Here is a 25,845-nt window from a genome sequence, read left to right on the forward strand (position 1 = left end):
CAAAGAGAGAGCGGTTGGGCGGGGGCGCCCCGCCCGCGCGATGAGCGGGTTTACTCGGCCGGGCGCAGATCCAGCCCGAGGCCCTGATTGACAAAGGCGGTCGTGTAGGTGGATTGCCAGTCGAGCCCCGCCTCCACCACGCCGGCATCGACCATGTCCTGATAGAAACCGCCGACGACCTCCTCGGTCATTGCGCCGATGCCAAGCTCAAGCGTGTTGCCTGAATCGACGATGCCATTGTCGATCATCATCGCGATGGCGAAGTCGATCTTGTCCTGGGTCATGTCGGGATTGGCCGCCAGGATAAGCTCGTTCGCGGCGGCGTTGTCGCCATAAAGATAGTTGTACCAGCCCAGGATCGAGCCGTTCACGAAGCATTCCACCATCTCCGGGTTGTCATCGATCGTGGCTTGCATGGTCTCGATCGTGGTGGCGTAGCTGGAATAGCCCGCATCGGCGATCAGGAACACGTTGGGGGTGAAACCGCCCTCGGTCTGGATCACATAGGGTTCCGATGACAGATACCCCTGCATCCCCAGCTGATCATCGGCGAGGAACGGCGCGGGGTTGAAGGTGTAGGGCTGGCGTTGCTCGACGGTGAACCCGTGCTCGGCGATCATCCACTGATAATAGGACGCAAATCCGTTATCTCCGATCAGAAGCGTCAAGTCGCGCAGGTCTTCCCAGCTTTCGGCAACGCCCGGATGGGCCACGATCACCTGCGGATGTTTCTGGAAGATGGCCGCAACGGCGACGACGGGAATATCCTCGGCCGCGGCATTGAAAGCCTGAAGCAGATCTCCGCCCATGTGAAACTGGATCCGGCCGGCCAGCAGAAGCGCGCGGTTGTTCACCTGCGGGCCACCCGAGATAATCTCCACATCCAGCCCGCATTCGGCATAGGTGCCATCGGCCACGGATTGGTAGAACCCGCCGTGTTCGGCCTGCGCGAGCCAGTTGGTGCCAAAGGTGACGGAGGTGTTTTGCGCAGCCGCGCTGCCGGCCGCAAGAGCCGCACCGAACGCAAGACAGGATATCCGGATCATCATCGAGGTTTCTCCCCAGGTTGGAAACTGCCGCAAGCCTAGGTGGCCTGAGGGCGGAGCGAACGGGTGGCCCCCGAATTGCTCCGGCAGATGGCTGCGGATGCGCAGATCGGTGGCGTGTCCTGTGATGTTTGCATAGAAATTGAGCGTCAGGCAAAGGGATTGAGCCCATTGCTGGACATTGGCCCGCCCGGATCGTCTGCTGGGGGCTGAAATCGAGTCTCTCGCCCGTTTGGAGGCCTTCATGTTGCGTGCTCTGACCCCTGCCGCGATCCGCCCGCCCTTTGCGGCCTATGCCCATGGCACCTATGTACCCGCCGGAGCCGAATGGGTGCTGGCCTCGGGCCAGTTGGGCATCGCGCCCGATGAAACGGTGCCCGATGACGCCGAAGCGCAGGCCAGCATCTGCTTCGCCTCCATAGACGCGATTCTGGACGAAGCCGGGTTTTCCCGCGCGGACACCGTCCGGATCAACGCTTTCGTGACCGACCGCAGCCATATGGCCGGCTACATGGCCGCCCGCGACGCGTGGATCGCCGGGCTGGCACGCCCTCCGGCGTCGACCCTGGTGATCGTTTCCGGTTTCACCAGAGAGGAGTTCAAGGTCGAGGTCGAGGTGACCGCCGCGCGTGTGCCATGAGCCCCGCGTCCGGCGATTTTGAGGTTGACGGAACGCGTGGGCTGTCTTAGCACCGCGCACGGCTGGCGGAGTAGCTCAGTTGGTTAGAGCAGCGGAATCATAATCCGCGTGTCGGGGGTTCAAGTCCCTCCTCCGCTACCAGCGATCCCCCCGACGCCCTGATGCGCATGTTGGGGTAGAGGTTCGGAGCCTGCATCAGTGCTGACAGTTTGCCTTCAAGCTGGAGCCGGAAGCCGGTTTCCACTGGCGAGACCACGATGCGGCTCATTAGCCCCCTGATCTTCGCGGCCGCCTCTTCGGTGTCCGGAGATATTCCTTCGCCGAAGACGGCTTCAATGTCTTCGACACATTGCTCGTATCTGCGTAACGCCGCCGGGTGGAGTCCGATGACCTTTTCGACTTTGGGGACATCCGCAAGCTCCGCCTCGATCTCCGTCCGGGTCGCCAGAAGCTCGCGCATCCGCGCGCCGATGATCTCGGTCGGGAGGCGCTCGCTCTCGTAATCAAGCCAAGCGCGGTCGAGCAGCCGCTTCGTCTCGGCGTGCTTTCGCTCCAGATCGGACCGCCGCCGATGCTTTTCGGCCGAAAGGCGTTCCCGTTCGCGCTGATAGGCCTCGACGAACTCCTTGAGAAGGGCAGGGGCCTTGAGGTGCTGCTTCAGTCCGGCGAGGACGGCGCGTTCGATCTCGTCCATGTAGAACACGCGGGCATTCTCGCAGGAGCCGGATTCCCGCCGGGTGCTGCAATGCACACGGACCCGCCCGTGATCCCGGTCCTTCACGGATATGCCACTGCCGCAGCAGCCACATTTCAGTAGGCCCGACAGCAGGTACTTCGCCTTGCGCTGGCGCTGCGGCGCGTCGTGCCCGCGGGTCTGCGGCAACTTCCCGCGCCGCTGGCGGGGATCAACCTGCAATACGGGCTGACCAACCACCGGGCCGAGCAGATCAAGACGATGGAAGTTGCGGATGGCCGTACGGAGCTGCGCGCCGTTACCAGCCCCGATTACGGCCGCATCTACGACCACGAACTGGTCTCCGCCGTGCGAGCCGCATCGCGGGCAACGGGACAGGCGACACCCGCTGGAAGGTGCCGGGCGTGCTCGACTGGTCGACCGGCATCTATTGGCTCGCCGGATGAATTAGGGTTAGGCGGCAAGCCCCCTGCCCCGCCGTAGCGGCCGTTCAGGCTGAGCGCGGCGAAGGTCTCGAAGAGCCCTCCTAGTCGCGCCATTGCGTCAGGTGCGCGCGGCCAGCCTGTCCCGCGCCTCTCGAAGTTGGCTGCGAACACTTAAAGGAAGCGCGATGTTCTCGATGATCCAATCCGCCAGTTCGACTGTTTCAGCCGCGCGGTCGCCGGTCGCACCCTGTTCGTCAGCCAGCAGAATTCGGCGGCCTAGAACCGGGTTCAGCGCCGAGCTACCGCAGCGAAGTTCTCCATGATCGTAGTCTGGTGCGAAGATCAGATTGTGGTTCAGGGCGGCATGTCGCAGCTCCTCCGATTCTCTGGCATCTGATAGCCTGGCAAACCGAGAGCCGACCATGTGAGGCATGTAATCCGCTTGTCGTTCGAGCTGCTCCCTGAAAGTGACTGTCGGCTGGCCATGGCGAGTGTTACCGAACAGATAGCTGTTGAGCGGGCAGCACAGGCGGCGGATCGCGTAGACCACACGGTCGAACTTGTAGAGGTCTTCGCGATGCAGGGTGTGCCCGTAGACTTGATAGCGGTTGTGGGCGTCTCCGTTGGCGGAAATGCGACCAACGAACTGCTCCACCGTTTCCACCCGCCAGTGCATGTCGATCTCGGTCGGCCTGATAAGCAAATCGGGCAAAAGGTCACCTGCCAGTGCAGAGACCTCCGGTAACAGCCGTTCGAGGTCATGACCGTAAGGCTGTCGCGCGCCCGCCGCCCTGATCCCGGATTGCCCGTTCAGTAGCAGCACTGCCTTCATCATTTTTTCCAGGCAGTGGGTCGCATTCCATAGGAAGTCCAGAGCGAGGTTTCGCTGAAAGCACCACCGGGCGACTATATAGTTCTGGTCGGCCGTATCGCGGTACATGTCATAAACGATGTTGTTCCTGAGTGCCTGTTGCTGGGTGATCTCCATGCAGCCTCTCTGTTTGAACGGATTTCGCTACCTTTTGCGGGTTGGAGGAGGCCAGGGACTAGTCATCAGCGTCTGGTGCCAAGCTCATACTGGTTCATCCGCCTTCTCGGATGCTGGGTTAATCGGTCCTTCTTTAGCAGACACCTGTGGCCGGAGAGTTCAGACACCCATGACCTCACCGTATAGACAAAAACGTCTGGTGGGATTCTATTGAAGCGTTTGAATTTTAAAGCGATATTGCGATCAACAGAAGGATTATCTCATGTCTGACAAAAACAAAAGTGATGGCGGGAATGTCGTCCAGCTTCGAGCACCCAAAGCGGGCCGCGCATCCGAAAAGAAATGGGGCAAACAGGTTATGGACCTCGGGTTCTGTATCGTGCCGTCTCTCCTGCTCAGGGCGCAACAGCGGCTCGGCCTGAACCCCACGCAGCTCGCTGTCCTGATGCAGCTATGCGATTTTTGGTGGGAGGACGCGCGCAAGCCCCATCCGGGCAAGAAGCTTCTGGCTGAACGGCTTGGCCTGAGTGAGTGACAGGTGCAACGATATATTGCCGAGCTAGAGCAGGCGGGCCTTGTCGAACGCATCGAACGACGTGCGTCCCACGGCGGTAAGATGACGAATACCTACGACTTGAGCGGTCTGGTGGCGCGTCTGAAGAAGCTCGAACCGGAATTCCGCAAGGTCGAAGAAGACGTGAAGACCGAGCGGAAAGCTGTAGCGAAGCGCGGCTACAAGCCGAAACGCAAACCATCCGCAACCGCGAACTAACGAATTTCAATGTCCTGAAATGCTGAGCCCCGGGCGCATACCTAGGGCAGAGGCGGGTCCAGGGCTAACGAGGCATATATGACCAGTCCCACCCCAAATGTCAAGAATTTTGACCTGAACGACGACATTCTCGATGAACTGGAAGCATCGCTGTCAGCGGATCGGCTCGGGACATATCTGACCGCCACAGGCGGTGACCGGGCCGAAGCAGTCAGACTCTACACTTGGAACACAGCAGTCAGCGCAGCTTTCTATGGACCACTTCAGGCCCTTGAGATCGCACTTCGAAACGCGATGAATCGTGAGCTGACCAGCGTCTATGGGCAGGCATGGTACGACAGCGCCAAGGCTGGTCTCGACAGCGGCTGCCTGAAACGGGTCGATCAAACCAAGCAGGGGCTACGCAAGGACAAGTATCCAGACGACGCGCCTCATGTCATCGCCGCGCTGTCGTTCGGTTTCTGGGTCTCCCTTCTAGGTCCGGGCGGCTACATTGACTGGAAAACGAAGACGAAAGCCAACTACGAGATGACGCTCTGGCGGCCCGCTCTCAGACGCGCGTTCCCGCATGCCACCAGCATCTCTCGGAAGAACGTTCATATGCCGCTGAACTTCCTGCGCACTTTCAGGAACCGGATCGCGCACCATGAGCCGATCTTCACGCGGCACCTTGAGAAAGACTACGAGAGCATCCTTGAGATTGCTGCGTGGATCGCTCCGCATAAGCGGGCATGAGGCGGCTAATCGTGGAGCGATGGACCTTGAAGAGACGCGCGGCCTCGGCCTCTGTGCGCTTGCCGGAAAGCACCAGGTCGCGGATTTCCTGGCGCTGGTCGTCGGACAGCTTCGGCTTGCGCCCAGGGTGGCGTCCCTTTTTGCGGGCGCGTTCCAGACCGGCGCGGGTCCGCTCTCGGATCATTTCACGCTCGAACTCGGCAAAGACGCCCACCATCTGCATCATCATGCGCCCGGCGGGCGTTGTCGTGTCGATGGCCTCGGTCAGGGATCGGAATCCGGCCCCGGCCGCGTCGATCTTCTCCATAATGGTCAGAAGGTCTTTGAGAGACCGTGACAGCCGGTCGAGCTTCCAGACGATCAACACGTCACCCTGGCGGAGCTGATCGAGCATCCGGTGCAGCTCCGGTCGATCCCACCGACCGCCAGAGGCGCGTTCCTCGAAAACACGCTCACATCCAGCCACGCGCAGCGCATCTAACTGCGCAGCGGTGGCCTGGTCATCGGTAGATACGCGTGCATAGCCAAGGTTCATGCAAACAGTGTTGCGCTTTCTTGTTGCTCAATGAAGTTAATTCGCAACATATATTTGCAACAATGCAGGGCAGGGCAGGGGGCGCGACTTTTCACGATAAATGGCACTGTGTTTGTTGGGGCCGCACGCTGGCAGCGGTCTGCGCCGCGTCAGTGGGGCAGGGGAGTGTTGCGCAACTGATCGTTTGCGCGCGGTCGGAGCGGGTCAGAACCCGTCCAGAGCCGTGCCGCCCTGGCCGAAGTTTCTGGCGAGGCAGAGCCGCTGGTCCTGCGTGGCGTTGAAACGCGGACAAAATCCACCGATATCGCCGGGCCTGTTGTTTCGAAAGGCCCTAGACCAAGCATAGCTCTCGTTCCGAAAGTTACCTGTGACCCGTGTGAAACGCCCGAACTGTTCCAGCCCGACGTGCAGCTGGCCTGCGCCCTACGGAAACGGAAAGTCCGTTGCGCGAGAAGACCTACCGAGGCCCGCTTCGGTCTTGGCCACAGCCGAGTCCGGGGAAGCGTCACTAGCTATGACGGGGCCCGGTCAGTCGGGCTACCCCGCCCGTGTCACCAGCCAGAATAAGGCGATCGGCCCGTCTCCGCGTAGACGACGATCCGCTTTAGATAGACTTTCTGCCGCGGGGTGGCGGGCTGATCCCGCAGCCCGTCGACCTCCCGGCGGAAACAGTCCTGCCCATGGACGCGGCGGCGGAGGACGAGCCGCGCGAGCCGCATCTCGAACGTGTCCACGTCCGGGAGCCGCGCGACGGCGCGATCCATCAAGCAGAGCTGCTCTGCGTCCGTGAAGTCGTAGCGGATCACGCGCGCTAAGTCGCGTTCCGGGATCGCGGAGCTCAGGCGCAGCACTATCGACTCGCCCACCCTCGGCGACAGAATTTCGAAGCGGTCGGCGAGAAACTCGGTACAGACGTGGATGTAGGGCAGATGGGGGTGGTGATAATCCTGATGCACCAAGACGCCCGTCCCTGGGATCAGGCGCCGCAGGAAGAGATCAGCGCATGCGCTGTGGAGCTTTCGGCTCTTGCAGATGTCCAGCAGCAGCAAGGCGACAGGATGGCGGAAGTCGCGCCGGGCCAGAAGGTCGCTCTGATGGACCGCGAGGACATCCCGGATCTCGCGCGTCTGCGCCGCGAAAAGGGGCGCGAAGCTCGACCCGGTCTCCAGCCGGATGCCGGATTTCCGGGCGATCAGGTCGTAGGTCTCCGGGAAGGGCGCGGCGAAGGTGTCGAAGCAATGGATCCGTGCTCGGCGATCATCAGACGCCGCCCGAAGTCCCAACGCCATGGCCAAAGCCGATGCGCCGAGGAAGCTTCCCGCGTCGACGTAGTCCCCAGCCTCCGGCGCCAGGCGGCTGCCGAGCTCATACAAGAGCGCGCGCTCGTCTGACGTGATGAGACCCACCGGCGCGGGGGGTGGCAGTCTGACTGGGACGGCGGTAGACCGCTGCTCCGAAAGCCGCCGCGCGAGGCGGCGGGCCGTCTCGGCGGGACTGGACGGTACGATCGGCACGAGGGCGGTGCGCGAGGCCAGGCCGAAGACGGCCTGCGCGAGGTCCGCGACCACCGCCAGTCGGTTCGCGACCGCACCTTCCGGCCCCTCGAGTATCAGGTCGTCCGTGCTGCTGAACAGGATATGCGGACCGGGCCTGTCTGCAACGACGCGCGGAACGAGAAGACGAAATAGCGCGCTCAGGAGAGCGCCACGGGTTTGGAGCGACAAAAGGCCTTGCCCGCCCCTGCGAAGAAATGTGGAACAGTCCACGATATCGAGTCGCCCTCGAAAGAGCGCGTCGCCGCCCCTCTTCCTGGTCACAGGCTCGTCTGGGGACGGTGAGAGCCACTGCGCGGGACCGTCGGTCTCAACGTCGGCCCGTCCCTTGGGTGCCGGGGGAAAGCCTGCGCGATCGGCTTCCTTCCGCGCAAAGGCCTCGGCGGAGCGGGGATCGCGCGACAGGCCCTCGCGCCATGCCGCGGCGGTCGAGACGGGGGACGTCGTCTGCACCGTCGTCGTGATCGCGGTGCCCCGCATCCGCGCCGCCGCGGCTAGGCCAACGGTCTCGGCTTCTCGAGGCGTCACCACGAGGTCGATCCGACCCATCCCGAGATAGAGGACGCGATACATGGCCAGCCCTTCGGCTCCCAGCGCCGCGTTCATGACCGCTTCGGTCGCCGCAGCCGCCGCGGCGTAGCGACCGCGTGCATCGGAGCGGGCGTCGGCCTCTTCCGGATGTAGCAGGCCGCGTAGGCCGCCGAGCTGGATCGTCGCGACGCATGCGTCCATGCCCGACAGCTCCGTTAGGGCCGCGCAGAGCGCCACCGCAATCCCAGCCGGCACGATCTCGGCACAGAGGATTGCGCGGACGAGGCCGGGATGCTCGAGCACAGCCGCGCTCACCGCGCCATGCGGGCCGCAGACCGGGCCCAGCCCAACCTCCCAGAGCACGTTCGCAGGATCGATCCCAAGCGCGTCGCACCCCTTCATAAACGCACCGGGCCGCGGCCGCCGTCCCAGTGCCCGCCCGACCGCACCAGCGAGGCGGTCATCAGGCGGGCATATCCGGGTCATGCCCTTTGGCCGAGAATTCGGAGCGTCTTTCGCAGCACGTCGGCGTGGCCGCGGGCGTCGTCGAGCCCGTGATGGGTGTGCGGCAGATCAGATGCGACCTCCGGCGGGTAGCGGCCGTGCCGGCAGAGCGCGTAATCGATGTTCAGCGCCCCCGACACAAAGGACGGAAGGTCGATCCCGGCCCCGAAAAACAGTGGGCTCCGTGTCCCGTGAAACGGCATCAGTCCCTGGCCGAGGGTCCGTTCCATGTAATGCCCGACCCAATGTCCATCAAATGCAAGCGGATGGCCGACGAAGAGGCGGCGCCCCTCAGCTGCGCGCACGAAGTCGGCGAAGGCCGCCATGCCCTGCGCGGGCGGGACGGGGTCGAAGTTGATCCGCGCCCAGATATCGGCTTGCTGTGTCTGCCACCAGGACAGGGTGTCCGGGTCAGGCGTCGTGCCGTTGGGCGGCGCTAGGTTGCGCGAGAACGCGGAGGTCTCGACGCCGTCCGCATCCGTCGCGACGGCCGAAAGATTTCGCATCGCGTGGACGCCGGGCTCGGGGCCGTCGGTCTCGATGTCCACAACGATGTAGCTGGTCCTCTCTGTCATGATGCGGCCTCCGGGGTCAGGCCGCCAGAGACGGTGCGCCGTCGACGCCGCCCCAGAGCCGTCCGTACTGCCAGCCGAAATCGTTACGGCGGTTGCCGTCCGTCAGCACCGTCTCCGGAAGCGCTGCGCCGGGCATTCCGAGACGGCGCAGGAACTCGTAGGTATAGAACATGGCGGGCAGGCTGTCGTGCCGGGTGGCAAGCGCGACGCAGCGGTCGATCTCTGCCTGCGGGAACAGGCGGGCTAGGTAGAAGAGGTCTCTGAGGACCGGCCGAGGCCGCTGTCTGGCGATGTCGAGGTAATAGCGGGTCGCCAGCAGCCAGGCCTCGACCGAGGGGTCAACGAAGGGACGGTCCTCGGGGCCGCTCCAGAGATGCTCGGCCGGGATGTCCTGTGCGGCACGCAGGTGGACGTCCAGCGTGACGAGTAGCAGGACCTCGTCCCCATCCAACCAGATCGGCGCGCGCTGCCAGAGCTCGGGGCAACCTGCCAGCAGTTCCGGCAGAGGAAACCGCTCGATCCGCGAGAAGGCATAGAGTTCGTAGCTGTCGTCCTCGTAGGCGGCGACCTTCAGGGGATCATAGGAACGCAGCGCGCGCTCGGCAGTATCGAAGTCGGCCTGCCGAAAGCCATGATGCCTCAGCACGGCGCGCGCCAGCGAGGCGCGGTCGGAGGGCACCACGAGATCGACATCTCGCATCAGGCTGAACGGCTCGCCCCCAAGGACGTCCTGCACTATGGCGGCGCCCTTGTAGAAGCGGCTCGGCGTGCTCAGGCGGGCGAGATCCGCCCGCACGGCCTCGGCCGCGGCGCGCTGACGGGCAAAGACGATCCGGTAGAGCGACTGGAACGGCGACGGCGCGGCCGGATCCTCGAAAGCTGTCTCGATACGCAGGCGGGCCATCGCCTCGCGTTCCCCGGGCGATACATCCAGGATCAGGGGCGCGCCCGCGGCCCAAGCGCGCAGGGCCTGCATTGCGAGCGGGAGATGCTGCGCGGTCGAGTTCATGAGGTTCCGCCTCCCCGCGGCTCGGGATGCGGCGGGCCCAGCTGGGCCCGCCGCCGGAGTATCAGGCGTAATCTGGGCCGCCGCCGCCGGCCTCGCTGGCCGAGGCCGTCACGTAGACGCTGCCATCCTCGACGAATAACGGCGCTCCGCCGGATGTCTCCTGCTCGACGGTTGGGTTCGTCAGGGACTTGAGCGGCGCGCCGGACGCCAGGGCGGATCCACCCACGGCGAGGCCGAGGCCGGCGGCTGCCATCGCGAACTTGTTCATCTCTTGTAGTCCTTCTCTCGTTTCGGTTTCCCGACTATCCTGCACGATGGGCCCGCAGCCGTCACGCGGCGGATCCCGCGCCGGCCCGATGTGCAGAACTTTGCCGCAATCCGTTGGCAAATCGGCGATACGTGGCCGATCCCGGCCGGGCGCAACGAAAGCGGCCTGTTAGCGGCCCCAGGCGCTGCTAGGCTTCGATCATGCTCGCGAAGTCGAAAATCCAAGCTCCTTCGCCGGCCCGGTCGGGCGCTCCGCTCGACGCGCGCCGCGCCGCCTTCCTCTATCCCGCCCATCTCCGCTTCGACGGAGACGGGACGGACTCGGACGCGTTCTGGTTCCGCGAGGACATCCACCACCCCAAGCCGATCTACCCGTTCGAGACAATCGTCCCGGAGGCGATCAAGCTGGCGATGGGCCAGGTCAATACCCGCCTCCTGGCCTTCCCGATGTCGAACGGCATCGACGTTCGCGTCCACCTCGGGCGCGTCTATTTCTCTCCGGTGGCGCCGCCGGCCGAGGCTATTGCTGCCGACCGCGCGCCAGTGTTTGAACGGCGCACGGCATATGTATTCGAGCGTTTCGAACAATACGAGGCGAACTGGCGCCGGAAGGTCGACGCGCTCATCGACGACCTCGCGCGCCTCCCCCTGCCGAGGTTGGACGAGATCGAGAGCGATGCTCGCGCCCTCGGCGGGACGGGCCTCTCCTCAGGCCACGACCTCTGCCAGTTCCACGCCCGCCTCGTCGCCAGCCTGTTCCAGGCCTACCAGTACCATTTCGAGCTGCTGAACATCAGCTATCTGAGCTTGCTCCGGTTCTCGCAGGCCTTCGAGGCCGCCTTCCCGTCGGCGGACCCAGCGACAGTCAACGCCCTGCTGCGCATGGGAGACCTCGAACTCTACGAACCGCACCGCCAGATCGAGAATTTGGCGCGCCTGGCGCACGAGCTGGACGTCGCGGACGCGGTGCTCGCCGCCGACGACTTCGCCGCGCTCACGGCCCGCGGCGGCGAGGCGCGCGATCTCGGGCTCTGGTACGCCGCCCTCGAGGCCGCGCGGGCGGACTGGTTCGACTACTCGGACGGGATCGGCTTTTCCTATTTTGACCGCGTCTGGAACGACAACCCCGGGATCGTGCTTGACCGTATCCGCGAAGCAATCCGCCGCGGCCCGCAGCCGACCGAGGCGCACCTCGATCCAGCCGTCCTGCTGGAACGCAGTCTCGCGCTGATCGCGGACCCTGAGGCGCGCGATGGCTTTCGCGCGGCGCATGCGCGAGCGCGGCGGGTGACGCCCTACCTGGAGAACCACAACCTCCACATCGAGCACCGCTTCCAGTCCGTGTTCTGGCGTCGCCTGCGGGACTTGGGCGGCCTCCTGCACAACATGGGATGGCTGGACGCGGCCGACGACGTGGTGCTGCTAGACCGCTGGGCGCTGGGCGAGATGATCTTCGAGGCGGCCGCCGACTGGGCGGCGGGGACTGGGCGCGGCCGGCCGCCGCGCTGGGCCGCGCGGCTCGACGAGGCGCGCAGCGTCATGACCGCGATTGAGGCCGCGCCCCCACCGGACCGGTTTCTCGGTGCGATCCCCGACCGCATCGGCGACCCGATCATGATCTGCCTCTTCGGCGTCACCAGCGAGGCCGTGGCGGATGCCGGCGGCACCGGGACCTCGGACTCCGCGCTGCGGGGACAGGGCGCCTCCGCGGGGATGTGCCGCGGGCCGGTCCACCTCGTTTCCCAAATCGAGGATTTCGCGGACGCGCCGCCCGGCGCGATCGTGGTCTGCGGTATGCTGCCGCCCTCCTGGTGCGTCAGTCTCTCCGGGATAGCGGGCGTCGTCTGCGAGTTCGGAGGCGTCCTGTCGCACGCCGCGATCCTATGCCGCGAGTTCGGCAAGCCTGCGGTCATCGGGGTCGCGGATGCGACGGCTCGGTTCCGTCCGGGCGAGATCGTGGAGATCGACGGCACGACCGGACGGATCGAACAGATAGAACGAGAGGCCTGACGCCATGCAGCACATCCAGATGGTCCATCCGCCGCATATCCTGAGCGGAGAATTTCCGGCCTCGGGCGGCAAGGCACAAGGTCTCCTGGCGCTTCTACGGAATGGGATGCAAGTTCCCGACTTCGCCATCGTGCCCGCTGCGGAGGCTGCGCGTGCCAAACCCGAAGACTTGGGCGACCTCGCCGAGGCCTTCCTCGTGGGTCGCCGTAGCGACGCGCGGCTCGCCGTGCGTTCCAGTTCCTCAATCGAGGACAGGGCTGCCTGCGCCGGGGCGGGGCTGGGCCTCACGGTCCTGAACGTCACGGGACGGGCCGCGCTCGCCTACGCGATGCAGTGCGTCGCGGACAGCCTGGAAAGCCCCGTCATGGCCGCCTATCGGGCGCGCCTCGGCCCCGCCGGGCGGGCGAAGCACGGGGCGCCGGGTGACGCCGTCATCCTGCAGGAGATGGTTCGGCCAGAGGTCTCGGGCGTGTTGTTCACCTGCGACCCGCTGACCGCCGACCCGTCGCAGCTCAGCGTAGAGGCGACAGCAGGGCCCTGCCACGAGGTCGTCGAAGGTTGGGCGACAGCGGTGGCGATGATCGATCGCCTCACCGGTGCGACCCGCCGCGGCGGGTCGCGGGCCGAGATCCTGACGCGCACGCGCCTCGACGCCCTAATGGACCTGGCGGACCGGCACGACGCCGCCGTGGGTCTCCGCGCTGACATCGAGTTCGCCTTCCTGCGCGACGACACGGGCCGTGAGACGCTGACCCTGCTGCAGTCGCGCCCGGTGACGACCCGCGCGACCACGCGCTTATGAGCGAAGACGCCCGGCCGCTTCTGCTGCGCGTCCCGCGGACGGCAATCTGCACGGTCTGCGACGACCGCTTCCTGCCTGGTCTGGAGACATTGCTGCATTCGCTGCGCGCAGAGGTTCCGGCCTTCGACCGAATGCCTGTCCGCGTTTTCCAGAGCGGCGACAGGACCCGACTCCATGACGACCGGCGGGCCCGCCTGCACGCCCGCCACCCGAACGTTGCCTTCGTGGAATGCGCCTGGCGCCCCGCCTATGATGGCGCGCTAGAGGCGGAGACCCACCGCTCGGCGTATCTCGCGCTCGAGAGTTTTCGGCAAACCGACATGGAGCGGGTGATCTACATGGATTGCGATATGCTCTGCACGGGAGACCTTGGGGAACTTCTGTTCCTCGACTGCGACTTCGCCGCCGTCCCCTGCCGCAAACCCTCGGCTGGGCGATTCAACTCCGGGCTGATGGTGATCGGGCGGCGGCTCCTATGTCATGGGGTCGCCGACGAGATGATCGCGAAGGAGCGGGATGGGGCCGGTTACTGGGCGGATCAGCCTCTGATAAACGCGTATCTCGAACGCCATTCGACGCTACGCGTCACCGCGCTCCCTGAGATCTACAACTTCATGTACATTGCGGGCCATCCGGACCTCGATGGCGACGACGCCTTCGCAGAGCTGCGCCCGTTCATCCGGCTCATCCATTGGGCGGGGCGCGAGCAGAAGCGTCCGAAGCCCTGGGACCTCGCGGCACCGCTGTCCGAGGCCGACCAGCTCTGGCAGGCCGCCCATCGCGCGGCGACGGCAGGGCTTGGGGGAAGGGCGTGACGGCTGCAGGCCGCCCCTCCGGTTGGGACGCGAGCGCCGTGGACTGGAGCGCGCAGCTGCGGGCCGGCTACGACCGGGTCCGCGAAGAATACAATTGGCCCGCCTTCCTGCGCCTTCTGGGGCCGCTAGACGGGCTCGACGTGGTGGATGTCGGCTGCGGTGACGGGGAGATGACGCGCCGCCTACGCGCCGCTGGAGCGCGGATCGTCGGGCTCGATCCGTCCGCGGAGATGATCTCAGCCGCGCGTGCTGCGACTGGCGACGCCGCGATCCGATATGAGACCGTCCCGGCCGACGCGCCCACGGCTGGGCTTTCGAATGGTAGCATGGACCTCGTCATAGGCTTTATGGTAGTAATGAGCGCACGTGATCTCGACGCCCTGGCAGCGGGCGCGGCGCGCGTGCTGCGCCCCGGTGGGAGGTTATGCCTCGCGCTTCTGCATCCCTGCTTCAGCCATAGCGGCATGCGCTGGAGCAAGTCCGAGGGGCGTAGGATCCTGGAACTCCTGAGTTACGATTCCCGCCGCGACGTTCTTGGCACGGTCCGGTTCCAGGGTGCGCAAGAGCGCGGTAAGCCCGGCTTTGTGGTCCTGCGGCAGGAGAGGACGCTGGCTGATACGCTCGCCCCCTTCCTAGCTGCGGGGCTACGTTTGGCCGACCTGACGGAGCCGCGACCTACAGCGACAGACGTCGTGGCGAACAAGCACCTGCGGCGGTGGCGAACCGTCGCCCCCGCCTTCTTGCACTTGGCATTCGAGCGATGAGCGGATGGCAATGCCTACCCTTCGAGATCGGTGGTCTGCGGTTCGACGTCCAGAGCGACCAAGCCGAGCTCGCTGTCTTCCTAGAGCGCGAGACGTGCGGTTCCTGGGCCACTATGTCGAGGCGGCCCGCGGATCTCGTCGTGACCCTTCTAACGGATTGCGCCCTTTCCGACCTGCCAGCGGATGGAGAAGCTCTGTTCGGCACCGGGGACACAGCCATACTAGGCCGGCGGCTCGCCGGTGGGCCGGCTACTTGGGCGACGGGCCGCATGCGGCTTCGTCCCGTGTCGCGCCGGAGGGTCGAGTTGGTCATCTCGCTCGACCCGCTCGCGTCTTACATCGCCCTCTACCGGGTCGTCTCGACGGTCCTGAAGGCGCGTGTGCTGGCGGCGGGCGGTGCGGAGCTTCATGCCTCCGCGGTCGGCGGGCACGGCCGGATCGTCGCTTTCGTTGGTCCGAAGGGGGCCGGAAAGACTAGCCTCTGTATGGACTTCGTCCTGTCGCAGCGCGCAGCGTTCGTCGCCAATGACCACATCTTGCTCCTGCCGGGCGACCCGGTCGGCGTCGTCTCCCTGCCGGAGACGCTGCGCATCGGTCAGGGCACAATCTCTCAGCACAAGGTGCTGCGGTCCCTCGCAGCGAGGACTGGGCGCGGGTTCGGATCGGACGGGAAGACACGGATCCACGTCTCGGAGATCGCACCCCTCCTCAACGACCGACCCGTCTTCTCGGGTCCGCTCGCTGCAATCGTGACCTGCGCGTTCGACAACGCCGCACAGGGCGGCGTGCTGGAGCGGGTGTCCGGCCCATCCGCGACGGTCTCGGATGCGCTCACCGGAATGGCGAAGCACGTCAGGCCCGCCTGGATAGAGGGTCTGGACGCCTGCGCGGTGCGCCGATCAGGCGTCGCGGCCCTGTCGCTCGACCGCGTCCCGACGTTCCGGCTACGGCGCGCTAAGGGGGACACCTATGCCCCGTTGCGGCTAGCGCGGTCGCTCCGGTCGGTTCTCGATGCCGATCTGACCGGAGAGCCCATCTGAGGCCTACTCTGCCCCTGAGAACTGGATAGCTTGAAGCCAAAGTTTCCGGCTGGTCTTCCCATGGGCCGGGAGAGGAGCGAGGCCGATGAAGGCATCGAGGTTTTCGGACGCGCGATACAGGCGTTCAGCCTGAAGCAAGGCATGGATGGCGCGCCGGTTGCGGAGGTCTGTCGAAAGGCGTTCTGAGCTGGTCCCGGAAAACTGGACAGTGAGCTAAGGTGTATCCCAACGACGAAGGGATATGACGATGGCGCGGAAGCGACGGAAGTTTACGGATCATTTCAAGGCCCAGGTGGCGCTGGAAGCGCTGCGTGGTGACAGGACGGTGCAGGAGATCGCGGGCGCGGCACGGGCTGCTGCCGACACAGGTGAGTGCCTGGAAGAAGCAGGCAATGGAGGGCCTGTCGGATGTGTTCGCCGGAAAGGCGGGTGGCGCGGTGGACCGAGAAGCGGAGCTGAAGGATCTGCACGCCAAGATCGGGAGGTTGGCGGTGGAGAACGATTTTTTAGCCAAAGGGCTCAAGACATGAGCCCCTGCCGTCGCAAGAATATCGTCCAGCCCGATCATCCGCAGCTCAGCCTGAGCGCGCAGTGCCGCATCCTGGGGATCAGCCGGTCGTCGCTGTATTATCGACCCGTGCCGGTTCGCGACGACACGCTGGCATTGATGAAGTCGATCGACCGGTTGTTCACGGCCTATCCGTTCTTCGGTAGCCGACAAATGGTTGCGATGCTTAAGCGTGACGGCCTGTCGGTCGGGCGGCACCGGATCCGGCGGCTGATGCGTCGAATGGGGTTGGAGGCGGTCTATCGCAGGCCAAAGACCAGCCAACCTCACCCGGCGCATCCGATCCATCCCTACCTGCTGCGGACCATGACCATCGACCGCCCGAACCAGGTCTGGTGTGCTGACATCACGTTCGTTCCAGTCAGCCGTGGCTACCTTTACGTTGTGGCGATCATGGATTGGGCGACGCGCAAGGTGCTGTCTTGGCGGCTTTCGAACACGATGCACGCGGACTTCTGCGTCGAGGCGCTGAACGAGGCGATCCGTCGCCATGGCCCGCCCGAGATCGTGAATACCGACCAAGGTAGCCAGTTCACCGGGTCAGCGTGGATCACGACTCTGACCGAGGCCGGGGTGCGGATCAGCATGGACGGCCGCGGCCGCTGCATGGACAACATCTTCATTGAACGGCTTTGGCGATCGATGAAATATGAAGCCGTCTACCTTCAGGATATCGCGGATGGCTTCGAGGCTGGGCGGGTCGTCGACAGTTGGATCGACTTCTACAACCGCCAGCGCCCGCACTCGGCACTTGGTCTGAGGACCCCCGATGAGGCATACTTAGTGAGGATCGAACTGACGAAAGCGGCCTGAGTACACAACCCGATATACCTTAGCAGGGCCGAGAAACTGTGCAGGATACTAGGACCAGCTGAGGTCGTCAGCTTCTTTCTTGGCGTCCTCGCGATTACACAGTACACAAACAGCTTCCTCCGACACCGCATCTCGGAGTTGGTAGGTCAAGATGCTATTCGTTGGGACGGTGGCCCTGCGTTTAGCGCCAAAGTGGCGCTGGATCCCGCTTAGGGCGCTGAGTCAATTCCTATTCATTCTGATAGCAGAATTTCTGACGGTCTTCGTTCTGATTGAAACAAGACCACTGCTGGATGCGGGTGCCCTTCTCGGCGCTTTCTACATATGTGGCTGAGTGCTCTTTGGGTTGGGCGCCGGACTTCGATGTGGATGCTGTCTACGCATGAACCAACGCCTTCCCGTTGCCCTGCCGCCTGTTGCGGGTGTCCGACCGGCGCTTCTGGCAGGCGTCGCCATTGTCGAGCGGGCTGGCCCGGAAATGCTGCAGATACTTCAGGCGCATACCTTTGGGCACAACAGAAACCGGTTCATGGAAGAAACCGACCATCTGATCAACACGGCGTTCGGGCTACCAGGCCCTCGCCAGATGCAGTTAATTTGAGACTGGAGATGCTCGTGGTCTCAAATTAACTGCCCAACGTACAAAAAACGGCCGCAGTCTTACAATTAAGTGCCAAGTGACACCTGGACCCATGTTCATACCAGCATTCCAATTAACTCACTAGCCGACATGGACGGCATGAAAATCCGAACATTCGATCCGTTTGGCACCAGCTTTTATCAAAAATTAGGGGCAAGCCCGATACAGATGCCGTGGGCGGAAGTTCTTCCCGCTTTGGCATCTGGTGCACTCGACGGAGTCCACACATCGGCATCTTCGGCCGTCGATGGCAAGTTCTGGGAGTTTCTGCAGGGGACTGAGTTACTTGGGCCTCAGCCACGAGCACGAGGGCGGGGATAACACGCGATTTGATTTCGACACCTTTGTCGTTCGACCCCGAAGAGCCGACATTGGTGCGATGCGCAGCATTTGGTACTAATGGGATGTACCGGCTGCTTCCCCCAGCAGGTTAGGCTGAGCGTGAGATCAATCGAGTTGACACCCGCATTGCCAATTGCACGGCGGTTGCCGGAACCTACTTGGAGCAGGCGAGAGTCTATGGCTGGCCTGAGTACGACAGTGACACAGAGCAATTTCTTCGAACCGTGCTTGATGAAGACAATGCGAACTTTGCAACCACGGCTCTGACCATCGCCCGCGCCGCTCAGCTATGCCGTATTTCCGCTGATGACCTATCAAATTGCATCGAAGAAAGAGTGAATGAAGTTTCCGAGCACTTTGTCGTTGATGTCGGGACAGACGGCGAGATCTACGAAAACCGTGTCTGTTAGCACATGCGGCCCATTCCTGCCATTCATATTGCCAGACCGCGCCGCAGTGCAGCTTCACCGAACCTGATGGGGTGGATGGCTCCTGCTCCAACCGGCGTCGCAATGCGCCATAGTGCAGGTGTCAAAAATCTGCTTATGAGAGGAGCCACCCCATGCAAGTTACCACAATCGGCGTTGATCTGGCCAAGAACGTTTTCCAAGTCCATGGGATCACTGCGACTGAAGCGGTGGTGTTCAACAAGCCCCTACGGCGGACGCAGTTTCTGCCTTTCTTCGCGAACTTAGAGCCTTGTCTGATTGGTATGGAGTCCTGCAGCAGTGCGCATCATTGGGCCCGTGAACTCACCGCTTTGGGTCACGAGGTTCGACTGATCCCACCGATATATGTGAAGCCGTATGTCAAACGCGGGAAGTCAGACGCTATTGATGCTGAGGCGATCTGCGAAGCCGTAACCAGACCGACAATGCGTTTTGTGGCTATCAAGACGGTTGAGCAACAAGCATTGCTGTCGCTGCACCGGGCGCGTGACCTTCTTGTTCGTCAAAGGACGCAATTGATCAACGGTTTGCGTGGTCTGGCCGCCGAGTTTGGCGTTTACATTCCAAGAGGGCTGGCCCGCGTGATCGGGTTTGCCGAAGACATCACCCTGGGCGAAATCCTCGACTTGCCAGACATCGCCAATGAGGTGGTCTGCAACCTGTCCGAACAGCTCATGGCTCTTCACAGGCGTGTTCGGTGGTACGAAGATCGCCTGAAGCAGGTCGCTAAAGAAGATGCGCGTGTCCGCTTGTTGCGCACGATCCCTGGCGTTGGGACGGTAACGGCTTCCGCGATCATTGCTAGTATCGGCGACGGGCATCAGTTCCGAAACGGCAGAGAGTTTGCTGCCTGGCTGGGTCTGACCCCCGCAAACAAATCCAGCGGCGGCAAAGAGAAGCTGGGGCGGATCACAAAGATGGGCGACCAGTATTTGCGATCACTGCTTGTCGTGGGCATGACATCACTTGTCCGACAAACACGGTCGCACCCGGAACGTGCCAGCAAATGGCTGACGTCATTGCTTGAACGCAAACCAGCCCGCGTTGCCACCGTAGCCATGGCGAACAAGACGGCCCGGATCGTCTGGGCGGTGCTAACTCGCAACGAACCTTACAACCCGCGAACAGTATAACGGCAGAAGGAACAAAGAGTTAGCAAGACCTGCGATGTGATGGTGCATAAGTCAGCCGCCAAAACCAGGACACCCCGCCGAATGGCCCGGGCATCATAGCCCGCGAAGCTGTTAGGGACCTGGGTTGCGGAACCCATCAGGGCCAGCGGTCAAAACCGCGCAAACAGGCCGGACACATGACTGCTTCTGACAAATGCACAAATCAGATCAAAAAGGACTTGCTATGCAGGAGCCATCCACACAGGCCATTCGCCGCGTCCGCGAGATCGATGCGCAGCCCGAGGTCGGCAGAGCGGGACGAAGCTGCCGTTGATGTTTTTGACGTGAACCGCCGTTTTGTTCGCTTCACGACAACAGCGGAAAGGACCAAAGGCGGAAAACCGTCGTTTGCCGCATGTGCAGAGTCTCCAAATTCAATAAGGCCGAACGGACATCTGTTCCTTGGTACAGACCACCCCCTGTCAGTCTCGATAGTTAACCCACATGACTCGAGCGGGTTTTCGCCCGGCATTGAGGTAGCGATGTGGGCGGCTGCTGGCGAAGCGGAAACTGTCGCCTTCGCCGAGAATATAGAGCTTGCCATCGACAAACAACTCCATCCCGCCTTCCAGAACGACCCCAGCCTCCTCTCCCTGATGGGTGAAATCTTCGTCGCTGGAGGAACCGTCCGGCTCAATTGTCATCAGGTAGATGTCTAGCCGCGGGTCGGTGTTGAACGGCGTCAGTAATTCCTTGGTGATTCCGGTGCGATTCAATTCAATCCGCTGGTGATCCTTCTTGCGCGCCACGACGCTGTCTGCGCCCGCTTGATTCAAACCCTGTTCGAACATGTCGGAAATCGCCACGTTCAACCCGTCGGACAGCTTGGCCAGCACCCGGACCGATGCGGAAGATATCCCCCGCTCGATCTGGCTGATGAGCGCGATCGAGAGCCCCGACCGTTCAGCCAGCGCCTTGATCGACATACCGCGCGCTTGCCGGAGGTGCCGAATATGGGATCCAATCGCAAAGTCCTCCTTTCGCGTTTCCGACGAAAGCTCTCTGACTGGTTCCGAACTGTCCTTGTAACTCATTTTTCATCCTTAGCGTCGCTACGCTACCTTTCGGTATACGTGAAAAAAATACTGATTATTTCACAAATGCACCAGTGTGATTTTGACTGATGCGATCAGACACCATGCCCGTTTTCTATAGCTTGGGCCGCTCCTTTTCTGACGGCCACCGCTTGCGCCCAACGCATTTCAAGTTATCTCGTCGATGCGAATGCAGCGAACCCAATGTCCTGGGTGCCGCTCCACCAATTCGGGCGTCTGCGCTGAGCAAGCCTCGGTAACGAACGGGCAGCGCGTGCTGAAATGGCAGCCCGGCGGCGGGTCGATCGGTGACGGCACCCCACCTTCCAAGATGATCTCTTCAGACTCGATCGTAGGGTCGGGCACCGGCACCGCCGACAGGAGCGCGTTTGTGTAGGGATGGAGGCGGCGGCGATACAAATCTTCGGTCGGAGCAATCTCGACGATCCTCCCAAGGTACATTACAGCAACACGGTCGCACATGTGTTCGACGATGCTCAGGTCATGCGAGATGAACAAGTATGATAGGCCCAGTTCGTCCTGCAAATCCATCAGCAGGTTGATGATCTGCGACTGGATAGACACGTCCAGCGCCGAGACCGGCTCGTCACAAACCACCAGCTTGGGGTTCAGCGCAAGCGCCCGAGCGATTCCGATGCGCTGTCGTTGCCCGCCAGAGAATTCATGCGGATAGCGGTCATGATGCTCGGACTTCAGCCCCACCAGATCCAGCAATTCTTGGACCCGGCGCTGACAGGCAGCGCGTTCACCAATCCGATGCAGACGCAAAGGCTCCATCAGCATGTTGCCCACCGTCATCCGCGGGTTCAGCGAGGACATGGGGTTCTGAAAGATGATCTGGATCTCGCGCCGAAACCGTCGCAGCTCGTGTTCGCGCAGATTGGCGATGTTGGTACCCTCGAACAGGATCTCACCCTCGGTCGGTTCGTCCAGCCGAACCACGTTGCGCCCCATAGTGGTCTTTCCGCAGCCGCTTTCCCCGACCAGTCCCAGCGCCTCACCCTTGAAGATCGACACATCAACGCCGTCCACGGCCTTGACCGATTGCGTGGCGCGGCCCAGGAAATCGCCGCCAACCGGGAAATGGCACCGGAGACCACGCACTTCCAGCAGCGGGGGCATGTTGTGAGATGGTGCCGATCGGGGCATGGTAGGGTCTTTCATGTCTTGCAATGCAGCCAGCAGCGCACTTTGCGCGCAGTCGCGGTATCCCCCGCGTCATCGGGCGCTGCAAGGGGTGGTTCGGCTTGGCGACAGCGGTCATGGACATCGGGGCATCGGTCCGAATAGCGGCAGCCGCGCGGCAATGCGTTCAGGCTGGGCACCACGCCTTGAATCGTATGCAGCCGTTGTCGCGGCCCGGAGCGTCGGTTGGCGCTTGGCATCGATTTGAGAAGCCCCACGGTATAGGGGTGCAGCGGTTGGCCGAACAGCGAGCGCACCGGCGCCTCCTCGACGACCACGCCCGCGTACATGACCAGCACCCGCTGGGCCATCTTGGCGATCACGCCCAGATCGTGGGTGATCAGCAGGATCGAGGTGCCGGTCTCGCGCTTGAGCCGGTTCATGAGGTTCAGGATCTGCGCCTGGATGGTGACGTCCAATGCCGTCGTAGGTTCGTCTGCGAGCATGATCTTGGGTTCGCAGGCCAAAGCCATGGCGATCATCACCCGCTGCCGCATCCCGCCGGACAACTGATGCGGGTAGCTGTCGAAACGTAGCTCAGGCAGTGGAATTCCAACCAGGTCCAGCATCTCGACGGCCTTGGCCCGGGCCGCCGTGCGACCGACCGGCCGATGAGTCTGAATCGCCTCGCATATCTGGAACCCGACAGTGAAGACCGGATTGAGCGATGTCATAGGTTCCTGAAAGATCATCGACACGTCGTCGCCGCGCACAGCTTTCATCCGCGCTTCGGGTAATTGGGCCAAATCGCCGACATCTTCGAGCATTATGGAGCCCGTGACGATCTTGCCAATCGGGCGCGGCAGCAATCCCATGATTGACAGTGCCGTCATGCTCTTGCCACAGCCGCTTTCCCCGACGATGCCCAGCGTTTCGCCCGCCCTCAGATCGAAGGACACGTCCTTCACGGCCTGGATCGGCCCGCCCTCGACGCGCAGTTCGGTCGTGAGGCCCTTGACCGTCAGGACCGACCGGCCGATTTCCTCGGCGAATGCTCCTGCCGGGGCATGAGGACTGGAAACCGGGTGGCCATCGGTCGGTGCCGGGCTGGTTGGCATTATTCGCCCCAGACCGTGCTGTAGACCCGCAGCAGATTGGTACGCATCACTTTCTCGATCACACGGTCCGGGTGCCCGCGCCGCGACAGCGTGTGTACCAGGTTCTGGGCCTCGGCCATCGTCTCGAACCCTGGCGTTGCCCGGTTCTCATAGGTATACCAAGGCCCCAAGATTCCGGTAACCTCAGGCCAGATTGGTTCAGGCCCATACAAGGCAAGCCAATCCTCAAGGGTTTTGGTCGCTTCTGACAGGTCGCCACCAAAGGCCACATGGTCTTCGCCCACAAGGTTCAGATAGTGGCCAATATGGTCGGCGAAATCATCCAGGCTTGGTCGTCTCTTGATGTTCAGCAAAGGGGGCCACATCGTGACGCCCACAGTGCCTCCGGCGTCCGCGGCCTGTTTGGCAAGATCGTCAGGAATATTCCGTGGCGAATTCACCAGCGCCCGCGCGTTGGAATGGCTGAAGATCACAGGCTGCGTTGACGCGGACATGACGTCTTGTGCGGTATCGTAGCCGCAGTGCGACAAATCGATCAGCAGCCCCAGCTGGTTCATTAAGGAAACCCATTCCCGTCCGGTTTCGGTGAGGCCGGTATCGGGTTTCACCAAGGCGCCACACCCGAACCGGTTCTGGCTGTTGTAAACCGGCTGGAAGATACGCATTCCAAGCGTCTTGTAGACGCGCAGCAAATTCGGATCATGATCCATGAAGCTTGAATCCTGGGTTCCGATGATGATCCCCAGCTTGCCGTCTGCTTCCGCCCGTTTGATATCCGCGACGGACCGCACGAGTGTGACGATGTCGGCTTCCGCTTCGACGATGTGCATCAGTTCGGAGAGGCTTTCGAGCGTGCCATCTATCGTTGTGTCGGGTCGCGTGGCAGTCAGATTGAAGGCGGCGATCCCGCCGGCCAATGTTCTTTCGAACTGCGCCCGGTCCAATCTTGCACAGTTCAAGCCGTCGATAATCTGGATACGAAGGGCGGCAGGGTCTTTCGCAGTCATGAAGTCTGTCCTCACTCGTGATTCAGTTGCGGGTCGAGCGCGTCGCGTAGTTCGTCACCCAAAATATTGAAAGTCAGGATCACTATTCCGATGGCCAGACCCGGAAACAGCGAAACCCATGGTGACAGCGTGATGTAATCGCGCCCGTCCGAGATCATGCCGCCCCAGGTTGGTGTAGGCGGTTGCACACCCAACCCGAGAAAGCTGAGTGTCGCTTCCAGCAAGATCATCCTCGCGAGCTCGAAACTGGCATAGACAATGATGGCCGACAGGATATTGGGCATGATGTGGTAGGCCATGATCCGCATGCTTCCCGCACCTATTGCGCGCGCGGCGTCAACATATTCCAGCCCTCTGACTGAAAGCACCGCGCCCCGCACAATGCGCGCCATCCGCGGCCAGCCGGAAAGACCCATGATGATGACGAGATTGGTCAGCGATGGGCCCACAACGGCTACGACGGCAATGACCAGAAGGATTACTGGAAAGGACAGCTGCATGTCGATCAGCCGCAAGATTACTGCGTCAGTGCGCCCGCCATAGAACCCTGCAGCCACGCCCGCGGCGATGCCAGTCGCCGTCGAAACGGCCACTGCCAGAAGACTGACCAGCAGGGTGATCCGCGCGCCATAGATGATACGGCTCAATGTGTCGCGTCCCAGGTGGTCGGTGCCCAAAAAGTGCCCGTCACGCCCTCCCTCCATGAAGCTCGGTGGTTTGAGCCGCAGGATCAGTGACTGGTCATATGGATCTTGCGGTGCAATCAGCCCTGGGGCCAAAGCGCAGAACACCGCGATCAGCAGCATCGTGCCGCAGAACAGCACGGATTTCTTTCGCAGCAGGCGTGTCATAACCAGCCGGAACTGGCTGGGCTTGCGGTCCCGTGCGGCAGAAGCGGTGTCGGTCATCACAGGATCCTCACCTATAGCCAATGCGGGGATCAACCGCGGCGTAGAGAAGATCGACGATAAGGTTCACCAGAACGAAGATCATCGCGAACAAGAACACCACCGCCTGCACGACTGGAAAGTCGCGCGCATAGATCGCCTGCACGGCCAGCCGACCTACCCCGGGCCACGAAAAGACCGTCTCGGTCACGATAACGCCGCCCAGCAAAAAACCGACCTGTAAGCCGATCACTGTCAAAACAGGGATAAAGGCGTTGCGTAACGCGTGAAGCCAGACCACCCGACGTTCACTCAGACCCTTGGCGCGGGCGGTACGTATATAGTCTTGGCCCAGCACGTCCAGCATGCAAGAGCGCGTTACGCGCGCTATCAGCGCGATGAGTTGAAACGAAAGCGTCGTCGCGGGCAACACGAGATGCAGCCATGTTCCGCGCCCGCCCGATGGAAACCACCGCAGCCAGACTGCGAAAACGATGATCGAAAGGATACCGAGGTAGAAAGAGGGCATGGCCTGGCCAAGGAGGGACACGCCTCGCACACTGATATCAACGGGTGTATTGCGCATGTATGCTGCGACAACGCCGGTCGGTATCCCAACCAATATAGCGATTGCCATCGCGGCCACCGCCAGCTCCATTGTCGCGCCCATCCGCTCCATGACCAAGCTGAGCGCTGGTTCATGGAACCGCAGAGAATTCCCAAAGTCGCCCCGAAACACGTTGACCACAAAAGTGCCGAATTGGCTGATCAGTGGGCGATCCAGCCCGTTGATCCTGCGAAAGGCTTCTCGGGCAGAGTCCGGCGCATCCGGTGGCAGAATAAGGTCAGTCGGGTCTCCGCTCAGTCGGGTGAGCATGAACGAGATTACAAGAATGCCAAAGACAACAGGTATGGTCAGGATCAGCCTTCGGACCGTGTATCGCAGCATCCCGATGTAACCTCG

The 25,845-nt window shown here is 62.6% G+C and carries 28 protein-coding genes, 1 tRNA gene and 2 pseudogenes; 17 read left to right on the top strand and 14 right to left on the bottom strand.

The window, feature by feature from the left end; all coding sequences use genetic code 11:
* Positions 1 to 50: 50 nt before the first annotated feature.
* Positions 51 to 1,049 (bottom strand): ABC transporter substrate-binding protein, encoded by a 999-nt coding sequence (locus tag ACQ651_RS18345; protein ID WP_430450073.1) that lies wholly within the window; start codon positions 1,047 to 1,049, stop codon positions 51 to 53.
* A 241-nt stretch (positions 1,050 to 1,290) separates the two neighbouring features.
* Here ACQ651_RS18345 and ACQ651_RS18350 point away from each other — a divergent pair, with 241 nt between their 5' ends.
* The gene (locus tag ACQ651_RS18350) at positions 1,291 to 1,686 is read left to right on the top strand and encodes a RidA family protein (RefSeq protein ID WP_430450074.1); all 396 of its coding nucleotides are present in this window, start codon (positions 1,291 to 1,293) and stop codon (positions 1,684 to 1,686) included.
* Between the two features lie 64 nt (positions 1,687 to 1,750).
* Positions 1,751 to 1,827, top strand: a tRNA-Met gene (locus ACQ651_RS18355).
* Here the strand turns inward: ACQ651_RS18355 and ACQ651_RS18360 are convergent.
* Positions 1,784 to 2,620, bottom strand: coding sequence for a recombinase zinc beta ribbon domain-containing protein (locus tag ACQ651_RS18360; RefSeq protein ID WP_430450354.1), 837 nt, complete (start codon positions 2,618 to 2,620; stop codon positions 1,784 to 1,786). The genes ACQ651_RS18355 and ACQ651_RS18360 overlap by 44 nt on opposite strands.
* Here ACQ651_RS18360 and ACQ651_RS18365 point away from each other — a divergent pair.
* Positions 2,561 to 2,811, top strand: a pseudogene (locus tag ACQ651_RS18365) (DUF932 domain-containing protein); the annotation flags it as partial. The gene ACQ651_RS18360 and the pseudogene ACQ651_RS18365 sit on opposite strands and share 60 nt — an antisense overlap.
* A 112-nt stretch (positions 2,812 to 2,923) precedes the next feature.
* On the opposite strand, the gene ACQ651_RS18370 reads toward ACQ651_RS18365, so the two are convergent.
* Positions 2,924 to 3,793 carry a hypothetical protein gene (locus ACQ651_RS18370; protein WP_430450075.1) on the bottom strand — a complete coding sequence of 290 codons (870 nt, stop codon included), beginning with the start codon at positions 3,791 to 3,793 and terminating at the stop codon, positions 2,924 to 2,926.
* 262 nt (positions 3,794 to 4,055) lie between these two features.
* On the opposite strand from ACQ651_RS18370, the gene ACQ651_RS18375 reads away from it, so the two are divergent.
* From ACQ651_RS18375 to ACQ651_RS18385, 3 genes are all read left to right on the top strand, one after another.
* Entirely contained in the window at positions 4,056 to 4,328 is a 273-nt protein-coding gene (locus tag ACQ651_RS18375; RefSeq protein ID WP_430450076.1) for a helix-turn-helix domain-containing protein, read from the top strand.
* Between the two features lie 3 nt (positions 4,329 to 4,331).
* Positions 4,332 to 4,565: a hypothetical protein gene (locus tag ACQ651_RS18380; RefSeq protein WP_430450077.1), complete on the top strand. Its 234-nt coding sequence runs from the start codon at positions 4,332 to 4,334 to the stop codon at positions 4,563 to 4,565.
* A 78-nt stretch (positions 4,566 to 4,643) separates the two neighbouring features.
* Complete coding sequence (locus ACQ651_RS18385) at positions 4,644 to 5,300, top strand: hypothetical protein (protein ID WP_430450078.1); 657 nt, start codon at positions 4,644 to 4,646, stop codon at positions 5,298 to 5,300.
* Here ACQ651_RS18385 and ACQ651_RS18390 read toward each other — a convergent pair.
* The 5 genes from ACQ651_RS18390 to ACQ651_RS18410 all read right to left on the bottom strand — a co-directional run bounded on the left by ACQ651_RS18390 (position 5,224) and on the right by ACQ651_RS18410 (position 10,275).
* Positions 5,224 to 5,835 carry a recombinase family protein gene (locus ACQ651_RS18390; RefSeq protein WP_430450079.1) on the bottom strand — a complete coding sequence of 204 codons (612 nt, stop codon included), beginning with the start codon at positions 5,833 to 5,835 and terminating at the stop codon, positions 5,224 to 5,226. The genes ACQ651_RS18385 and ACQ651_RS18390 overlap by 77 nt on opposite strands.
* 551 nt (positions 5,836 to 6,386) lie before the next feature.
* Entirely contained in the window at positions 6,387 to 8,321 is a 1,935-nt protein-coding gene (locus tag ACQ651_RS18395; protein ID WP_430450080.1) for a hypothetical protein, read from the bottom strand.
* Between the two features lie 80 nt (positions 8,322 to 8,401).
* Positions 8,402 to 8,998: a 3'-5' exoribonuclease domain-containing protein gene (locus tag ACQ651_RS18400; protein WP_430450081.1), complete on the bottom strand. Its 597-nt coding sequence runs from the start codon at positions 8,996 to 8,998 to the stop codon at positions 8,402 to 8,404.
* 16 nt (positions 8,999 to 9,014) lie between these two features.
* Complete coding sequence (locus ACQ651_RS18405; RefSeq protein ID WP_430450082.1) at positions 9,015 to 10,007, bottom strand: hypothetical protein; 993 nt, start codon at positions 10,005 to 10,007, stop codon at positions 9,015 to 9,017.
* 61 nt (positions 10,008 to 10,068) lie between these two features.
* Positions 10,069 to 10,275, bottom strand: a complete 207-nt coding sequence (locus ACQ651_RS18410) for a hypothetical protein (protein ID WP_430450083.1) — start codon at positions 10,273 to 10,275, stop codon at positions 10,069 to 10,071.
* A gap of 200 nt (positions 10,276 to 10,475) precedes the next feature.
* On the opposite strand from ACQ651_RS18410, the gene ACQ651_RS18415 reads away from it, so the two are divergent.
* From ACQ651_RS18415 to ACQ651_RS18465, 11 genes and pseudogenes are all read left to right on the top strand, one after another.
* Positions 10,476 to 12,284, top strand: coding sequence for a PEP-utilizing enzyme (locus ACQ651_RS18415; RefSeq protein WP_430450084.1), 1,809 nt, complete (start codon positions 10,476 to 10,478; stop codon positions 12,282 to 12,284).
* Positions 12,285 to 12,288: 4 nt separating this feature from the next.
* Positions 12,289 to 13,086, top strand: coding sequence for a PEP/pyruvate-binding domain-containing protein (locus ACQ651_RS18420; RefSeq protein WP_430450085.1), 798 nt, complete (start codon positions 12,289 to 12,291; stop codon positions 13,084 to 13,086).
* Positions 13,083 to 13,901, top strand: a complete 819-nt coding sequence (locus ACQ651_RS18425) for a glycosyltransferase (RefSeq protein WP_430450086.1) — start codon at positions 13,083 to 13,085, stop codon at positions 13,899 to 13,901. The genes ACQ651_RS18420 and ACQ651_RS18425 overlap by 4 nt, the downstream gene beginning before the upstream one ends.
* Entirely contained in the window at positions 13,898 to 14,665 is a 768-nt protein-coding gene (locus ACQ651_RS18430) for a class I SAM-dependent methyltransferase (protein ID WP_430450087.1), read from the top strand. Before ACQ651_RS18425 ends, ACQ651_RS18430 begins: the two co-directional genes overlap by 4 nt.
* Positions 14,666 to 14,934: 269 nt before the next feature.
* Positions 14,935 to 15,705 carry a hypothetical protein gene (locus ACQ651_RS18435; RefSeq protein WP_430450088.1) on the top strand — a complete coding sequence of 257 codons (771 nt, stop codon included), beginning with the start codon at positions 14,935 to 14,937 and terminating at the stop codon, positions 15,703 to 15,705.
* Positions 15,706 to 15,765: 60 nt separating this feature from the next.
* A complete protein-coding gene (locus tag ACQ651_RS18440) occupies positions 15,766 to 15,891 on the top strand; it encodes a hypothetical protein (RefSeq protein ID WP_430450359.1) in 126 nt (41 codons plus the stop codon).
* 61 nt (positions 15,892 to 15,952) lie between these two features.
* Positions 15,953 to 17,086, top strand: a pseudogene (locus tag ACQ651_RS18445) (IS3 family transposase).
* 382 nt (positions 17,087 to 17,468) lie between these two features.
* Entirely contained in the window at positions 17,469 to 17,687 is a 219-nt protein-coding gene (locus tag ACQ651_RS18450; RefSeq protein WP_430450089.1) for a hypothetical protein, read from the top strand.
* Between the two features lie 69 nt (positions 17,688 to 17,756).
* A complete protein-coding gene (locus ACQ651_RS18455; RefSeq protein WP_430450090.1) occupies positions 17,757 to 18,047 on the top strand; it encodes a hypothetical protein in 291 nt (96 codons plus the stop codon).
* Between the two features lie 179 nt (positions 18,048 to 18,226).
* Positions 18,227 to 18,478: a hypothetical protein gene (locus ACQ651_RS18460; protein WP_430450091.1), complete on the top strand. Its 252-nt coding sequence runs from the start codon at positions 18,227 to 18,229 to the stop codon at positions 18,476 to 18,478.
* A gap of 152 nt (positions 18,479 to 18,630) precedes the next feature.
* Positions 18,631 to 19,650 (top strand): IS110 family transposase, encoded by a 1,020-nt coding sequence (locus ACQ651_RS18465; RefSeq protein ID WP_430449423.1) that lies wholly within the window; start codon positions 18,631 to 18,633, stop codon positions 19,648 to 19,650.
* Positions 19,651 to 20,111: 461 nt separating this feature from the next.
* Here ACQ651_RS18465 and ACQ651_RS18470 read toward each other — a convergent pair whose 3' ends face one another.
* The 6 genes from ACQ651_RS18470 to ACQ651_RS18495 all read right to left on the bottom strand — a co-directional run bounded on the left by ACQ651_RS18470 (position 20,112) and on the right by ACQ651_RS18495 (position 25,830).
* Positions 20,112 to 20,723 (bottom strand): cupin domain-containing protein, encoded by a 612-nt coding sequence (locus ACQ651_RS18470; protein WP_227287955.1) that lies wholly within the window; start codon positions 20,721 to 20,723, stop codon positions 20,112 to 20,114.
* 168 nt (positions 20,724 to 20,891) lie between these two features.
* Positions 20,892 to 21,893 carry an ABC transporter ATP-binding protein gene (locus ACQ651_RS18475; RefSeq protein WP_430450092.1) on the bottom strand — a complete coding sequence of 334 codons (1,002 nt, stop codon included), beginning with the start codon at positions 21,891 to 21,893 and terminating at the stop codon, positions 20,892 to 20,894.
* 11 nt (positions 21,894 to 21,904) lie between these two features.
* Positions 21,905 to 22,828: an ABC transporter ATP-binding protein gene (locus ACQ651_RS18480; RefSeq protein ID WP_227287957.1), complete on the bottom strand. Its 924-nt coding sequence runs from the start codon at positions 22,826 to 22,828 to the stop codon at positions 21,905 to 21,907.
* A gap of 158 nt (positions 22,829 to 22,986) precedes the next feature.
* The gene (locus ACQ651_RS18485; RefSeq protein ID WP_430450093.1) at positions 22,987 to 23,994 is read right to left on the bottom strand and encodes a dipeptidase; all 1,008 of its coding nucleotides are present in this window, start codon (positions 23,992 to 23,994) and stop codon (positions 22,987 to 22,989) included.
* 11 nt (positions 23,995 to 24,005) lie between these two features.
* Entirely contained in the window at positions 24,006 to 24,902 is an 897-nt protein-coding gene (locus ACQ651_RS18490; protein ID WP_430450094.1) for an ABC transporter permease, read from the bottom strand.
* Positions 24,903 to 24,912: 10 nt separating this feature from the next.
* Positions 24,913 to 25,830 carry an ABC transporter permease gene (locus ACQ651_RS18495; protein ID WP_375550873.1) on the bottom strand — a complete coding sequence of 306 codons (918 nt, stop codon included), beginning with the start codon at positions 25,828 to 25,830 and terminating at the stop codon, positions 24,913 to 24,915.
* Positions 25,831 to 25,845 lie beyond the last annotated feature (15 nt).

Source organism: Rhodophyticola sp. (assembly GCF_965284195.1).
In the GTDB taxonomy this organism is placed as follows: Bacteria; Pseudomonadota; Alphaproteobacteria; order Rhodobacterales; family Rhodobacteraceae; genus Rhodophyticola.

Coding starts and splice junctions, on each gene's coding strand:
- ACQ651_RS18345 (WP_430450073.1), bottom strand. CDS start 1,049: ATGATGATCCGGATATCCTGTCTTGCGTTCGGTGCGGCTCTTGCGGCC.
- ACQ651_RS18350 (WP_430450074.1), top strand. CDS start 1,291: ATGTTGCGTGCTCTGACCCCTGCCGCGATCCGCCCGCCCTTTGCGGCC.
- ACQ651_RS18370 (WP_430450075.1), bottom strand. CDS start 3,793: ATGGAGATCACCCAGCAACAGGCACTCAGGAACAACATCGTTTATGAC.
- ACQ651_RS18375 (WP_430450076.1), top strand. CDS start 4,056: ATGTCTGACAAAAACAAAAGTGATGGCGGGAATGTCGTCCAGCTTCGA.
- ACQ651_RS18385 (WP_430450078.1), top strand. CDS start 4,644: ATGACCAGTCCCACCCCAAATGTCAAGAATTTTGACCTGAACGACGAC.
- ACQ651_RS18390 (WP_430450079.1), bottom strand. CDS start 5,835: ATGAACCTTGGCTATGCACGCGTATCTACCGATGACCAGGCCACCGCT.
- ACQ651_RS18395 (WP_430450080.1), bottom strand. CDS start 8,321: ATGAAGGGGTGCGACGCGCTTGGGATCGATCCTGCGAACGTGCTCTGG.
- ACQ651_RS18400 (WP_430450081.1), bottom strand. CDS start 8,998: ATGACAGAGAGGACCAGCTACATCGTTGTGGACATCGAGACCGACGGC.
- ACQ651_RS18405 (WP_430450082.1), bottom strand. CDS start 10,007: ATGAACTCGACCGCGCAGCATCTCCCGCTCGCAATGCAGGCCCTGCGC.
- ACQ651_RS18410 (WP_430450083.1), bottom strand. CDS start 10,275: ATGAACAAGTTCGCGATGGCAGCCGCCGGCCTCGGCCTCGCCGTGGGT.
- ACQ651_RS18415 (WP_430450084.1), top strand. CDS start 10,476: ATGCTCGCGAAGTCGAAAATCCAAGCTCCTTCGCCGGCCCGGTCGGGC.
- ACQ651_RS18420 (WP_430450085.1), top strand. CDS start 12,289: ATGCAGCACATCCAGATGGTCCATCCGCCGCATATCCTGAGCGGAGAA.
- ACQ651_RS18425 (WP_430450086.1), top strand. CDS start 13,083: ATGAGCGAAGACGCCCGGCCGCTTCTGCTGCGCGTCCCGCGGACGGCA.
- ACQ651_RS18435 (WP_430450088.1), top strand. CDS start 14,935: ATGCGGCTTCGTCCCGTGTCGCGCCGGAGGGTCGAGTTGGTCATCTCG.
- ACQ651_RS18440 (WP_430450359.1), top strand. CDS start 15,766: ATGGGCCGGGAGAGGAGCGAGGCCGATGAAGGCATCGAGGTTTTCGGA.
- ACQ651_RS18450 (WP_430450089.1), top strand. CDS start 17,469: ATGAACCAACGCCTTCCCGTTGCCCTGCCGCCTGTTGCGGGTGTCCGA.
- ACQ651_RS18465 (WP_430449423.1), top strand. CDS start 18,631: ATGCAAGTTACCACAATCGGCGTTGATCTGGCCAAGAACGTTTTCCAA.
- ACQ651_RS18470 (WP_227287955.1), bottom strand. CDS start 20,723: ATGAGTTACAAGGACAGTTCGGAACCAGTCAGAGAGCTTTCGTCGGAA.
- ACQ651_RS18475 (WP_430450092.1), bottom strand. CDS start 21,893: ATGCCCCGATCGGCACCATCTCACAACATGCCCCCGCTGCTGGAAGTG.
- ACQ651_RS18485 (WP_430450093.1), bottom strand. CDS start 23,994: ATGACTGCGAAAGACCCTGCCGCCCTTCGTATCCAGATTATCGACGGC.
- ACQ651_RS18490 (WP_430450094.1), bottom strand. CDS start 24,902: ATGACCGACACCGCTTCTGCCGCACGGGACCGCAAGCCCAGCCAGTTC.
- ACQ651_RS18495 (WP_375550873.1), bottom strand. CDS start 25,830: ATGCTGCGATACACGGTCCGAAGGCTGATCCTGACCATACCTGTTGTC.